Origin of the sequence: Kosakonia sp. HypNH10 (assembly GCF_029850615.1) — a bacterium.
GTDB lineage: Bacteria > Pseudomonadota > Gammaproteobacteria > Enterobacterales > Enterobacteriaceae > Kosakonia > Kosakonia cowanii.
The window spans coordinates 178946-192400 of sequence record NZ_JAOTIU010000005.1 but is presented as its reverse complement, the minus strand read 5'-3'; the positions used below and the strand labels follow the sequence as shown (position 1 = coordinate 192400).

Here is a 13455-nt window from a genome sequence, read left to right as displayed (position 1 = left end):
CCGCCTCTTATTTATTTCTGTTGCACATCGGGAAGCCAAGGGCTTCACGGGAAGCGTAATAGGCTTCAGCGACTGCTTTGGTCAGCGTACGGATGCGCAGAATGTAGCGCTGGCGTTCGGTGACGGAGATGGCTTTACGCGCATCAAGCAGGTTGAAGCTGTGGGCGGCTTTCAGAATGCGTTCGTAAGCCGGCAGCGGCAGCGGGTTTTCCAGCGCCAGCAGCTGCTGAGCCTCTTTCTCATACTGCTCAAAGCAGGTGAAGAGGAAGTCGACATCGGCGTATTCGAAGTTGTAAGTGGACTGCTCCACTTCGTTTTGATGGAACACGTCGCCGTAAGTGGTTTTACCCAGCGGGCCGTCGCTCCAGACCAGATCGTAGACGCTGTCTACGCCCTGAATGTACATCGCCAGACGTTCCAGACCGTAGGTGATCTCGCCGGTGATCGGCTTGCACTCAAGGCCGCCAACCTGCTGGAAGTAGGTGAACTGTGTCACTTCCATGCCGTTAAGCCACACTTCCCAGCCAAGACCCCAGGCACCCAGCGTCGGGTTCTCCCAGTTATCTTCCACGAAACGAATATCGTGAATGGTCGGGTCCATACCCAGCTCTTTCAGTGACCCGAGGTACAGTTCCTGAATGTTGTCCGGAGAGGGTTTAATCACCACCTGGAACTGGTAGTAGTGCTGTAAGCGGTTCGGGTTTTCGCCGTAGCGACCATCGGTCGGGCGACGGGAAGGCTGAACGTAGGCAGTTGCCATCGGCTCCGGGCCCAGCGCGCGCAGGCTGGTCATCGGGTGCGAAGTACCGGCACCCACTTCCATGTCCAGAGGTTGAACGATGGTGCAGCCCTGACGAGCCCAATAATCCTGTAAGGTCAGGATCAGACCCTGAAAGGTCCTGGTATCAAACTTTTGCATATTATTTCGTGCTGGATACGTGTGGATTTAAAGGAAGCGACCAGTATACCCGCTGACTGCAAGATATACAGTACGAAACGGGGTTGTTTACGGAAAATTGGGAAATAGCGGCGGCATTGGCGCGTATTATGGGGCTTAACGCATCGAAAGATGCAAAAACTGCCCTTCAGCGTCAAAAGTGCAGACAAACGCTTCATGACGCGGCGTAACGCCACGCATCTCGTAACTGCCCTGATACTGTTCGAAACCGGTAACGTTCACTTTTTCCGCTCCGGTGTTGTAGCGGTGTGCGGCATTTTGCCGGCAGAGCTGCTCCATATCGAGGGAGCGTGTCGGGCCAGGCCGTGCCGTTTGCGCCTTCTGCTCCGGCATTTTCTCGGGCGCACTGCAACTTGTCAGCAGCAACATCAGCATCGGCAGAGTAAACTTCATCATTTTCTTACGCATTTCCTTGCGGGCTGATAGGGTGAACGGCCAAAAACGCCATTGTGCAGCACTGCGCTTAGTGCACAACCACGCGTGGGAAAACTCAGAATTATCCAAAGAGATACGCAGGTAAATTACCAGTCTTAGGATATTTGTCGACAATAAGAAATTGAGGAAGTGATGCCGTCAAAAATTCACTGGATAGATAATTTACGCGGGATAGCCTGTTTAATGGTGGTCATGATCCACACCACCACCTGGTACATTACTAATCCAGCCGCCGTTACCAGCTTCGACTGGAATGTTGCCAATCTGCTCAACTCCGCCTCGCGCGTCAGCGTTCCCCTCTTTTTTATGATTTCAGGCTACCTCTTTTATGGCGAACGCAGCGCCCAGCCGCGCCACTTTTTGCGTATCGGCCTCTGCCTGTTGTTTTATAGCCTCATCGCCCTGCTCTACATCATGCTGTTTACTTCGATTAACAGCGATTTGTCGCTGAAGAACGTGCTGCAAAAGCCGATTTTTTACCATCTGTGGTTCTTCTTCGCCGTCATCGTTATCTACCTGCTCTCGCCCCTGATTCAGGTCAAAGCCCTGAGCGGCAAGATGCTGCTGGCGCTGATTGCGGTGATTGGCATCGTCGCCAACCCCAATCTGGTGACGCTGAAAAGCGATGGCGTGGAGTGGCTACCGATCAATCTCTATATCAACGGCGATACCTTTTACTATGTGCTCTACGCCATTCTCGGGCGCGCCATCGGTATGATGGAGACGCAAAAACGGGCGCTGAACTGGCTGAGCGCCGCGGTAGTGGTGCTGGCGGTGGTGGCGATTTCACGCGGTACGCTGCATGAGCTGAGATGGCGCGGCAACTTCGCCGATACCTGGTATCTCTACTGCGGCCCGATGGTCTTTCTCTGCGCCATCGCGCTGTTTACGCTGGTCAAAAACACCCTCAATAGCCGTACCCTGCCGGGGCTGGCGCTGATTTCGCGCCACTCGCTGGGTATTTACGGTTTTCACGCGCTGATTATTCATGCGCTGCGTACGCGCGGCGTTGAGGTGCAAAACTGGCCGCTGCTCGACATTCTGTGGGTCTTCAGCGCGGCGCTGGCGGCGAGCCTGGCGCTCTCGATGCTGGTGCAGCGCATCGACCGGCGGCGGTTTGTCAGCTAGCAATTCGCGCCCGTGCCCGGTGCAGCTGGCGCGGGGAGGAGAAACCGGCGGCCAGCGCCGCCTGCTCCGCGCCCTGGCCCTGCAACAGCGCCTGCTCGGCAATCACCAGCCGCAGCTGCTCCAGATAGTCGCGCACGCTGATCCCCAGATGCTGCTGAAAAAGACGCGTCAGATGCCGGGCGCTGACGTGTGCCTGCGCGGCAATCTCCGCCAGTTGCCAGGCTTTTTGCGGCTCAGCGGTCAGCGCATCCTGCGCCCGGTGCACCGCCGGGTGGAGATGGTTGCGATAGCGCAGCCACGGTGAAAGCTGCGGATCGTCGCCGGAGCGGCGAAACCAGACCACCATTTCGCGCGCGACCGCCAGCGCACGCGCCGGCCCGCATAAGCGGTTGATAATGTGCAGGGCGAGATCGATGCCTGAGGTGATGCCCGCGCTGGTCCAGATGCCGCGATCCTCAATAAAAATTCGGTTCTCTTTAACCAGCGCCGCCGGTTCGAGCGCCTGCAAGCGGGCAATCACATTGTGATGCGTTGTGCACTGAACCCCGTTTAACAGCCCGGCTTTCGCCGCCAGCATCGCGCCGGAACAGACGCACATCAGCGTAATCGCCCGGCGGTGGAGCAGCGGTTGCAGGCGCATCAACCAGTTGCGCACCTGCGTTGCCTGCGGCGTATCAAATAACTGCGAAGAATCGCTGACGCCGGGCAGCACCAGCAGGCTCCCCTCCGGCAACGTCTCCGGCAGCGGCGCGATGTTGCCCATCGTTAACCCAAGAGAGGTTGCCACCTCCGCTTGCGGGCCGATGTAGTGCAGGCGAAAGGTCTCCTGCGCCTGCGCAAAGGTCTCCGCCGGACCGGCCATATCGAGCGCCAGCACGCCGGGCAGCATCACAAACCAGACATCACACATTTATTGTTCCAGCGTCTCCTGGACGGTGTTAATGGCGGCAAAGCGCCCGACGAGCACGGTTTCCGTACGGTGGCGCAGCGTGTGGCTATCCAGCGTCACGCCATTGTGCGTCATCGGGAAAGTGAGCGTTGCTTCGCTGACAAAGGTCACGCGATAGCCCAGATCCGATGCCACCCTGGCGGTGGTTTCACAGCACTGCTCCGTACGAATACCACAAATGATCAGATGATTGATATCGCGCTGACGCAGCCAGCGATCGAGACCAGTATCGGTAAAGGCATTGTGGACATGCTTATGGAAGGTGACATCCGCCTGGTGCTGCAAAAAGGGCATCGGTTTCACGAAACCGCTCTCCAGCGAGAAGGGGCCGTTGTCGGCGACGTGAAAGATATCCACCAGCGGAATGCCGCGCGCCTGGCAACCGGCAATCAGCGTCAGCATCGCCTGCTGGAAGGCGGGAAAGTCGTTATCCTGCCAGAAGTCACGGTGGAAAAAGGATTGCTGGGTGTCGATGTTAATCAGGGCGGTACGGGTCATTTCAGGACTCCTTGCTCAGTGGGGTTAACGCTATTCTGGCAAGGGTTTACGCTGCTGCTAAGACCAAAAAAGGACAACATCAGGGTGATTACGGCCCACCGTTTACCGGCGGGCCGAAAAGGTTATGACATCAGCGGCAACAGCTGCTGATAGATGCGGCGGAAGGTGTCGCGCTTCGCGGCATAGTGCGCATGGCGCTGCGCGTCCGGCTGATGCTGCTGCTCCACCGGCAGTTGCGGCAACAGCGTTGCCAGCGGTACGTCGGGATTAACGGCGATTTGCGCCAGCCGCGCCGCGCCGAGCGCCGGGCCAACATCCCCGCCGGTGCGGTAATCGAGCTGCAAGCCGCTGATATCCGCCAGCATCTGCCGCCACCAGTCGCTGCGCGCGCCGCCGCCGATAAGGGTAATGCTTTGCGGCGTTACGCCGCAGGCGTGCACCACATCCATCCCGTCTGCCAGCGCATACCCCACCCCTTCCAGCACCGCGCGCGCCAGCTCCGCCGGGCCGTGTTGATGAGTCAGACCAAAGAAGACGCCTTTTGCCTGCGGGTTGTTGTGCGGCGTGCGCTCCCCGGAGAGATAGGGCAAAAACCAGATATCGCCCGCGTTCTCATCCGCCTGCTGCGCGGCGTTAATCAACGCCTGCACCGACGCCATGCCGGTCAGTTTCGCCGCCCAGTCCAGACAGGAGGCCGCACTCAGCATTACCGACATCAGGTGCCAGCGCCCCGGCAGTGCGTGACAGAAGCTGTGCACCGCGCTTTCCGGCTTGCTGAGGAACCCTTCGCTGACGGCAAAGTAGACGCCGGATGTACCGAGCGAGAGCATCGCCTGCCCCGCATCCGCCATACCGACACCGACCGCGCCAGCGGCGTTGTCGCCGCCGCCTGCAACAATCGGCACTACCGGCATCGCCCAGCGCCGGGCAACTTCCGGCAGCAGTTCGCCGGTGATCTCGCTGCCTTCAAACAGCGTTGGCATATGGCTTCGCGACAGCGAGCAGGCGGCGAGCATCTCGTCGCTCCAGTCGCGCTTCGCCACATCAAGCCACATGGTGCCCGCGGCATCGGACATATCGCTGGCAAAGACGCCGGACATCTTCAGCCGCAGGTAATCTTTCGGCAGCAGCACCTTCGCCACCTTAGCGAAGATCTCCGGTTCATGACGCTGCACCCACAGCAGCTTCGGCGCGGTAAAGCCCGGCATCATCAGGTTACCGGTGATCGCACGAGCGTTAGCGACCCGCGCTTCCAGCAGCCCGCACTCCTCACCACAGCGACCATCGTTCCAGAGGATCGCCGGGCGCAGAACACGATTTTCGCTATCGAGCAGCGTCGCGCCGTGCATCTGCCCGGCAAGGCCGATGGCCTTTACCTGCTGCAACGAATGCGCCGCACCGAGCGCCTGGATGGCGCGATCCGTCGCCTGCCACCAGCTTTCGGGATCCTGCTCCGACCATAACGGGTGTGGGCGAGAGACGCTGAGTTTCTCCGTATGGGAGGCCAGCACCTCGCCCTGCTCACCGAGCAGAATCGCCTTCACGCCCGAGGTACCGAGATCGATCCCGATATACATAGTGACTACTCCTTTTTGAGTGTGCCGCGCAGAAGCCGGTTACTTATCGAAGAGATAGGCGTTGACCAGGTTCTCCAGTTGCTCCTGGTGACCGCTCTGGTGACGCGGTGCCAGGTTCTGCTCTTCAGCGTACTTCGCCAGCTCCGCAAGGCTAAGCTGCCCCTGCAAAATTTGCTGGCCCAGCTCACCATTCCAGCCCGCGTAGCGTTTGGCGACGCGTTTATCCAGCTCGCCCTCTTCCACCATGCGCGCGGCGATTTTCAGCGCCAGCGCCATGGTGTCCATCGCGCCGATATGGCCGTAGAAAAGATCGTATTTATCGGTGCTCTGGCGCCGCACTTTGGCGTCAAAGTTGAGGCCGCCGGTGGTGAAGCCGCCCGCTTTGATAATTTCATACATCACCAGCGCATTCTCTTCGACGCTGTTCGGGAACTGGTCGGTATCCCAGCCGAGCTGCGGATCGCCGCGGTTGGCATCGACGGAGCCAAACAGCCCCAGCGCAATGGCGGTGGCGATTTCATGATGGAAGGAGTGGCCCGCGAGGGTGGCGTGGTTGGCTTCGATATTGAGCTTGATCTCTTTTTCCAGCCCGAACTGTTTCAGGAAGCCATAGACCGTCGCGGCGTCGTAATCGTACTGGTGCTTGGTCGGCTCCTGCGGTTTTGGCTCAATCAGCAGCGTGCCGCGGAAACCGATTTTGTGTTTATGCTCAACCACCATGTTCATAAAGCGGCCAATCTGCTCGCGCTCCTGGCGCAGGTCGGTATTGAGCAGGGTTTCGTACCCTTCGCGTCCGCCCCACAGCACGTAGTTTTCGCCGCCGAGTTTATGGGTGGCGTTCATCGCGCTTACCACCTGGGTGGCCGCCCAGCTGAAGACTTCCGGGTCCGGGTTAGTGGCTGCGCCCGCGCCGTAACGTGGGTTAGTGAAGCAGTTTGCGGTGCCCCACAGCAGCTTGACGCCGCTCTGCTGCTGTTTTTCCCCCAGCACATCGACCATTTCGGCAAAGTTGCTCAGGTACTCTTTCAGCGAGGCGCCTTCCGGGGAGACATCGACATCATGGAAGCAGTAGTAGGGCACATTGAGCTTATGGAAGAATTCGAAGGCGACATCGGCTTTGCGTTTTGCCAGCGCCATCGCCTCGCCCGGCTGCTGCCAGGGACGATCGAAGGAGCCGACGCCAAACATATCCGCGCCGTTCCAGCAGAAGGTGTGCCAGTAGCAGGCGGCGAAACGCAGGTGATCTTCCATGCGTTTACCGAGCACCAGCTCATCCGGGTTGTAGTGACGAAACGCGAGCGGATTCGTACTCTTTGAACCTTCATAACGAACCCGATCCAGCTGGTCAAAATAAGCGTGCATAATGAGCTCCATTGGCGAGTGAACATATCTGAGTTAATACTGGATTCTCTCTGCGCCTTGCTCAATTACGTTATTTCACACTGCCATTGAGAGAATACGCAAACGTGCGCTGGCTCGCAAAATAACCGCAAAAGTTGCTGCGAAGTGCTTTCCTGTTTTTTATGCAACGCCAGTTTTATTTTTTTTAAAATAAGATCGGGGTCATAAATCAGCAAATAAACCAAAAAACGTAACCCGCCTATTAAAATCTGTAATTGCCACTATTCCATTCTGCGTTAAGAATTTGCTCGTTCTAAGCAGTGCACGTTTCTTTTATCTCGCACACCACCCTACGAAAGGTATTCCTATTATGAAGATAAAGAATCTCTGCCTTACACTCTGCGCCACCCTGCTGCTTGCCAGCACGTTCAGCTATGCCAAAACGATAAAAATCGGCATGGCGATTGACGATCTCCGTCTTGAACGCTGGCAAAAAGATCGCGACATTTTTGTGAAGAAAGCCGAATCCCTCGGTGCTGATGTCTTTGTCCAGTCGGCGAACGGTAATGAAGAGACCCAGATGTCGCAAATCGAAAATATGATCAACCGCGGCGTCGACGTGCTGGTTATTATTCCCTACAACGGTCAGGTATTAAGTAACGTTGTGAAAGAAGCCAAACAGGAAGGAATTAAAGTTCTGGCCTATGACCGCATGATTAATAATGCGGATATCGACTTCTATATCTCCTTCGACAATGAAAAAGTCGGGGAATTACAGGCGCAAAGCCTGGTCAATAAGGTGCCGCAGGGTAATTATTTCTTAATGGGCGGCTCGCCGGTGGATAATAACGCCAAGCTGTTCCGCGCCGGGCAGATGAAGGTATTGAAGCCCTATATCGACAGCGGCAAAATTAAAATTGTCGGCGATCAGTGGGTCGATGGCTGGCTGCCGGAAAACGCGCTGAAAATAATGGAGAACGCGCTGACCGCCAATAACAATAAAATCGATGCCGTGGTGGCCTCGAATGACGCAACCGCTGGCGGCGCTATTCAGGCATTGAGTGCGCAAGGGCTGGCGGGCAAAGTTGCCATCTCCGGCCAGGATGCGGATCTCGCCGGGGTCAAACGCCTGATGAACGGCAGCCAGACGATGACCGTCTATAAACCTATCACCCAGCTTGCCAACACCGCGGCGGAGATCGCCGTCGAGCTTGGCAACGGTAAGCAGCCGAAGGCCGATGCCTCACTCAATAATGGCCTGAAAGATGTGCCTGCCCGCCTGCTGACGCCGATTGAAGTCACCAAAGAGAATATTGACGCCACGGTGATCAAAGACGGCTTCCACCAGAAGAACCAGCTCTGAAAACGACGGCGCGCCTGAGCTCTGAATCAGACGCGCCGCCGCCCTCACTTCAGGCGCTGTCTGACAAGCGATCGACGTGGAGCAGCCATGCCTTACTTACTCGAAATGAAGAACATCACCAAAACCTTCGGCGTCGTGAAGGCGATTGATAACGTCAGCCTGCAACTTAACGCGGGCGAAGTGCTCTCCCTGTGCGGCGAAAACGGTTCGGGTAAATCGACCCTGATGAAAGTGCTGTGCGGAATCTACCCGACCGGCAGCTATGAAGGCGAAATCTACTTTTCCGGCGAGATTCTGCAAGCGAGCCATATCCGCGATACCGAACGCAAAGGGATCGCCATCATTCACCAGGAGCTGGCGCTGGTGAAGCATCTCACGGTGCTGGAGAACATCTTCCTTGGCGCGGAGATCACCCGCCACGGTGTGATGGATTACGATCAGATGACCCTGCGCTGCGAGAAGCTGCTCAAACAGGTGAGCCTCGCCATCTCCCCCGATACCCGCGTCGGTGACTTAGGGCTGGGCCAGCAGCAGCTGGTGGAGATCGCCAAAGCGCTGAACAAGCAGGTGCGGTTGCTGATTTTAGATGAGCCGACCGCCTCGCTGACCGAACAGGAGACGGCGGTGCTGCTCGATATCATCCGCGACCTGCGCAACCACGATATCGCCTGCGTTTACATCTCCCATAAGCTTAATGAAGTGAAAGCCATCTCCGACGTTATCTGCGTTATCCGCGACGGGAAGCACATCGGCACCCGTGATGCGGCGGGGATGAGTGAAGATGACATCATCACCATGATGGTCGGCCGCGAGCTGACGGCGCTCTACCCCAATGAACCGCACACCCATGGCGAGGAGATCCTGCGCGTCGAGCACCTTACCGCCTGGCATCCGGTTAACCGTCATATCAAACGCGTCAACGACGTCTCCTTTAGCCTCAAGCGCGGCGAGATCCTCGGCATTGCCGGGCTGGTCGGGGCCGGGCGCACCGAAGCCGTGCAGTGCCTGTTTGGTGTCTGGCCGGGGCGCTGGGAGGGGAAAATTTACCTTGATGGTGAACCGGTTGAGATCCGCAACTGCCAGCAGGCGATTGGCCACGGCATCGCCATGGTGCCGGAGGATCGCAAGCGCGACGGCATTGTGCCGGTGATGGCGGTGGGCAAAAACATCACGCTGGCGGCGCTAAACCAGTTTACCGGCAGCCTGAGTAGCCTCGATGACGCCGCCGAGCAGGCGTGCATTTTGCAGTCCATCCAGCGGCTGAAAGTAAAAACCTCGTCGCCGGAGCTGGCGATTGGCCGGCTGAGCGGCGGCAACCAGCAGAAAGCGATTCTCGCCCGCTGCCTGCTGCTCAACCCGCGCATTTTGATCCTCGATGAGCCGACGCGCGGCATCGATATCGGCGCGAAGTATGAAATCTACAAACTGATTAACCAACTGGTGCAGCAGGGGATCGCGGTGATTGTGATCTCCTCCGAGCTGCCCGAAGTGCTGGGCCTGAGCGACCGCGTGCTGGTGATGCACGAAGGGAAGCTGAAAGCCGATCTTATCAACCGTCATTTGACCCAGGAGCAGGTTATGGAAGCGGCGCTGAGGAGCGAACATCATGTCGAAAAGCAACCCGTCTGAAAATCAGTTATCCACCGCGTCGCCGGGCCCCTTCTCCGGGCTGAAATCACTCAACCTGCAGGTGTTTGTGATGCTTGCGGCCATCGTTGTGATCATGCTCTTTTTCACCGGCATGACCGACGGTGCCTACCTGAGCGCGCGTAATATCTCTAACCTGCTGCGCCAGACCGCCATCACCGGCATCCTCGCGGTGGGGATGGTGTTTGTCATTATCTCAGCGGAGATTGACCTCTCGGTAGGCTCGATGATGGGCCTGCTGGGCGGTGCGGCAGCCATTTTCGACGTCTGGCTCGGCTGGCCGCTGCCGCTCACGGTGGTGGTGACGCTGCTGCTTGGCCTGCTGCTCGGCGCATGGAACGGCTGGTGGGTGGCCTATCGCAAAGTGCCGTCGTTTATCGTCACCCTTGCCGGGATGCTGGCGTTTCGCGGCGTGTTAATCGGCATTACCAACGGCACCACCGTTTCCCCCACCAGCGCGGCGATGTCGCAAATCGGTCAAAGCTATCTGCCGGACGGCGTGGGCTTCGGCGTGGGCGCGCTCGGGCTGGTGGCATTTGTGCTCTGGCAGTGGCGCGGGCGCATGCGCCACCAGTCGCTGGGCTTAGCCACCTCCCCTTCCGGCCATGCGGTAGGGCGCCAGGCGCTGATCGCGGTAATTGTGCTCGGTGCCATCTGGCTGCTGAATGATTACCGCGGCGTGCCGACACCGGTGCTGCTGCTGGTCTTTCTGCTGCTGGCAGGCCTGTTTATGGCAACGCGCACCGCTTTTGGCCGCCGCATTTACGCCATCGGCGGCAACCTTGAAGCGGCGCGGCTCTCCGGTATTAACGTTGAGCGCACCAAGCTGGCGGTCTTTGCGATTAACGGCCTGATGGTGGCGATTGCCGGGCTTATCCTCAGCTCGCGTCTCGGTGCCGGTTCGCCGTCGGCCGGGAACATTGCCGAGCTGGATGCGATTGCCGCCTGCGTGATTGGCGGCACCAGCCTCGCGGGCGGCATCGGCAGCGTGGCGGGCGCGGTAATGGGGGCGTTTATTATGGCCTCGCTGGATAACGGCATGAGCATGATGGATGTCCCCACCTTCTGGCAGTACATCGTCAAAGGAGCCATTTTACTGCTGGCGGTGTGGATGGACTCCGCCACCAAACGTCGCGCCTGAGCCGGGCGAACCGAGGCGCGATCACACTGCCGGATTATTTTTGTCCGGCAGTGTGTTGAATATGGTAATCAGAACTGATGAATAGTCAGGAAGCGAACCACTATGTTTGAAAAGCGCCATCGCATCACACTGTTATTTAACGCGAATAAAGCCTACGACCGCCAGGTGGTCGAAGGGGTTGGAGAGTATCTTCAGGCGTCGCAATCGGAGTGGGATATCTTTATCGAGGAGGATTTCCGCGCGCGCATTGAGAACATTAAGGAGTGGCTCGGCGACGGCGTGATCGCCGACTACGATGACCGCGAGATAGAACGGCTGCTGGCGGATGTCGATGTGCCGATTGTCGGCGTCGGCGGCTCTTATCACACGCCGGAGCACTACCCGCCGGTGCACTATATCGCTACCGACAACCACGCGCTGGTCGAGAGCGCGTTTCTGCACCTGAAAGAGAAAGGGGTACATCGCTTCGCCTTTTACGGCCTGCCCGCCTCGAGCGGCAAGCGCTGGGCCGCCGAGCGGGAATATGCCTTCTGCCAGCTGGTAGCGCAGGAGAAGTATCGCGGTGTGGTCTACCAGGGGCTGACCACCGCGCCGGAAAACTGGCAGCATGCGCAAAATCGTCTTGCCGACTGGCTGCAAACGCTGCCGCCGCAAACGGGGATTATCGCCGTTACCGACGCGCGGGCGCGCCATGTTTTGCAGGTCTGCGACCATCTGCATATCCCGGTGCCGGAGAAGCTGTGCGTGATCGGCATTGATAACGAAGAGCTGACCCGCTACCTCTCCCGCGTCGCACTCTCTTCGGTGGCGCAGGGCACGCGGCAGATGGGTTACCAGGCCGCGAAGCTGCTGCACCGGCTGCTGGATAACGAAGCGATGCCGTTGCAGCGTCTGCTGGTGCCGCCGATGCGGGTGGTTGCCCGCCGTTCAACGGACTACCGCTCGCTGAACGATCCGGCGGTGATTCAGGCAATGCACTACATCCGCAACCACGCCTGCAAAGGCATTAAGGTCGATCAGGTGCTGGATGCGGTCGGTATTTCGCGCTCCAATCTGGAGAAGCGTTTCAAGGAGGAGGTGGGCGAAACCATTCACGCGGTGATCCACGCCGAGAAGCTGGAGAAAGCGCGCAGCCTGCTGATCTCCACCTCGCTCTCTATCAATGAGATTTCGCAGATGTGCGGCTACCCGTCATTGCAGTACTTCTACTCGGTCTTCCGCAAGGCCTACGACAGCACGCCGAAGGATTACCGCGACCGCTACAGCGAAATCCTCATTTAGACGCAAAGAAAAACGCCTTCCGGGTGGAAGGCGTTTCAGCAAGCGGGGTTACATGTGGGCGGCAATTAACTGCTGATTGTCCTGATACATGGCAAACAGATAGTTGTTATAACTCGCGCCGCGGGTGGAGTAGCCCTTCAGCTTGTGGATCATCGCCGTCGCCGTTACTTCCTGGTCCGCTTTACGCAGCTGCGCACGGGATTTACGGAATGAAGCATAGGCCGCGTGCGTGTTCAGGTTGGTGACGTAGGCGTCTACCGACTCCTGCACCGAGCCAAACTGCGAGTAGCCTTTCACTCGGCCCGAGCCGCTTTTACAGGCGCCTTTCGCGCACTTCATGCCGAACAGGTTGTTGTTACTGCGCGCCAGCTTAGAGGTGCCCCAGCCGCTCTCTGCTGCGGCCATGGTGGCGACCATGCTGTCCGGAATAATGTCAACGCGCTCCAGCAACGTGTTCCACGGAATACGGCGCGTATTCCCGGACCAGCTTACCTTGTAGCGTTTGGCAATATCCTTCATGCGCGTGCGCTCAGAGGGCGACCACTGGCTGTCGTACTGTTTTCTGAGCAGCCAGTTACGCTCCGCGGTGATCGCAGCGTTTTTGCTGGTGATGTAAGGCATTACGGTCCGGAGAAACGCTCTCTTTCGTGGTGTCCCGGAAGGGTATTTTCGCAAATCAGGAAGTGAACGGCTTTTTACACTATTGCGAGAATACTCTTTCTTACTGCTTGCCTGTTTTTTTACGCTTGCCTTAGTGACGTGGGCTTTGTGACTCGCTGTTTCTGTGTGCGTTTTTGCCAGCACTCCACCTGAAAACATCAAGGTGAAAAACATGAGTATCGTCGCCCCACTTCGTCGCATGGGTATCGATATCATTAGGTCTCCTGGTCGGATATAAGCATTCCAACGCCTTCTTTTATGCACGATTTTGCGGGCTGAATCGCAAATCATACCAAAATTAACCTTATCGGGCACGTACAGAAATAATCCAATTCTGAAACTATGTCATCAGTAAACTGCATATAAAACGCACAAGTTCTTAAAATTGCGGTGATTATCGCAATATTGAAAACCGCACGTTTTACGTATTTTCTCAACCCTCGCTCTCCTCCCTGGCGAACCGGCGATCGGGAGGAG

Annotated in this window: 12 protein-coding genes; 5 read left to right on the top strand and 7 right to left on the bottom strand. The window is 57.7% G+C overall.

What is annotated here, in order from left to right; all coding sequences use genetic code 11:
- Positions 1 to 7: 7 nt before the first annotated feature.
- Positions 8 to 919, bottom strand: coding sequence for a glycine--tRNA ligase subunit alpha (glyQ, locus tag N7V53_RS16140; protein WP_042718627.1), 912 nt, complete (start codon positions 917 to 919; stop codon positions 8 to 10).
- 135 nt (positions 920 to 1054) lie between these two features.
- Positions 1055 to 1354, bottom strand: a complete 300-nt coding sequence (locus N7V53_RS16135; protein WP_279794000.1) for a YsaB family lipoprotein — start codon at positions 1352 to 1354, stop codon at positions 1055 to 1057.
- Between the two features lie 171 nt (positions 1355 to 1525).
- Here N7V53_RS16135 and N7V53_RS16130 point away from each other — a divergent pair, with 171 nt between their 5' ends.
- Positions 1526 to 2521: an acyltransferase gene (locus N7V53_RS16130; protein ID WP_279793999.1), complete on the top strand. Its 996-nt coding sequence runs from the start codon at positions 1526 to 1528 to the stop codon at positions 2519 to 2521.
- On the opposite strand, the gene N7V53_RS16125 is transcribed toward N7V53_RS16130, so the two are convergent.
- The 4 genes from N7V53_RS16125 to xylA form a co-directional block, all read right to left on the bottom strand.
- Positions 2514 to 3431 (bottom strand): helix-turn-helix domain-containing protein, encoded by a 918-nt coding sequence (locus tag N7V53_RS16125; RefSeq protein ID WP_128481905.1) that lies wholly within the window; start codon positions 3429 to 3431, stop codon positions 2514 to 2516. The two genes, N7V53_RS16130 and N7V53_RS16125, sit on opposite strands and share 8 nt — an antisense overlap.
- A complete protein-coding gene (locus N7V53_RS16120; RefSeq protein ID WP_279793997.1) occupies positions 3432 to 3968 on the bottom strand; it encodes an isochorismatase family protein in 537 nt (178 codons plus the stop codon). It abuts the gene before it with no gap.
- A gap of 122 nt (positions 3969 to 4090) precedes the next feature.
- Positions 4091 to 5545 carry a xylulokinase gene (gene xylB / locus N7V53_RS16115; RefSeq protein ID WP_279793996.1) on the bottom strand — a complete coding sequence of 485 codons (1455 nt, stop codon included), beginning with the start codon at positions 5543 to 5545 and terminating at the stop codon, positions 4091 to 4093.
- Positions 5546 to 5584: 39 nt separating this feature from the next.
- Positions 5585 to 6907, bottom strand: coding sequence for a xylose isomerase (xylA, locus tag N7V53_RS16110; protein WP_279793994.1), 1323 nt, complete (start codon positions 6905 to 6907; stop codon positions 5585 to 5587).
- Between the two features lie 349 nt (positions 6908 to 7256).
- On the opposite strand from xylA, the gene xylF reads away from it, so the two are divergent.
- From xylF to xylR, 4 genes are all read left to right on the top strand, one after another.
- Complete coding sequence (xylF, locus tag N7V53_RS16105) at positions 7257 to 8249, top strand: D-xylose ABC transporter substrate-binding protein (protein ID WP_279793993.1); 993 nt, start codon at positions 7257 to 7259, stop codon at positions 8247 to 8249.
- An 87-nt stretch (positions 8250 to 8336) separates the two neighbouring features.
- The gene (locus N7V53_RS16100) at positions 8337 to 9878 is read left to right on the top strand and encodes a xylose ABC transporter ATP-binding protein (RefSeq protein WP_279793992.1); all 1542 of its coding nucleotides are present in this window, start codon (positions 8337 to 8339) and stop codon (positions 9876 to 9878) included.
- On the top strand, positions 9856 to 11037 hold the full coding sequence (gene xylH / locus N7V53_RS16095) for a xylose ABC transporter permease XylH (protein WP_279793991.1): 1182 nt from the start codon (positions 9856 to 9858) through the stop codon (positions 11035 to 11037). Before N7V53_RS16100 ends, xylH begins: the two co-directional genes overlap by 23 nt.
- Before the next feature lie 102 nt (positions 11038 to 11139).
- Positions 11140 to 12318 carry a D-xylose utilization transcriptional activator XylR gene (gene xylR, locus N7V53_RS16090; RefSeq protein ID WP_042718640.1) on the top strand — a complete coding sequence of 393 codons (1179 nt, stop codon included), beginning with the start codon at positions 11140 to 11142 and terminating at the stop codon, positions 12316 to 12318.
- 48 nt (positions 12319 to 12366) lie between these two features.
- Here the strand turns inward: xylR and N7V53_RS16085 are convergent, their stop codons facing one another.
- Complete coding sequence (locus N7V53_RS16085) at positions 12367 to 13194, bottom strand: protein bax (protein ID WP_076769334.1); 828 nt, start codon at positions 13192 to 13194, stop codon at positions 12367 to 12369.
- Positions 13195 to 13455 lie beyond the last annotated feature (261 nt).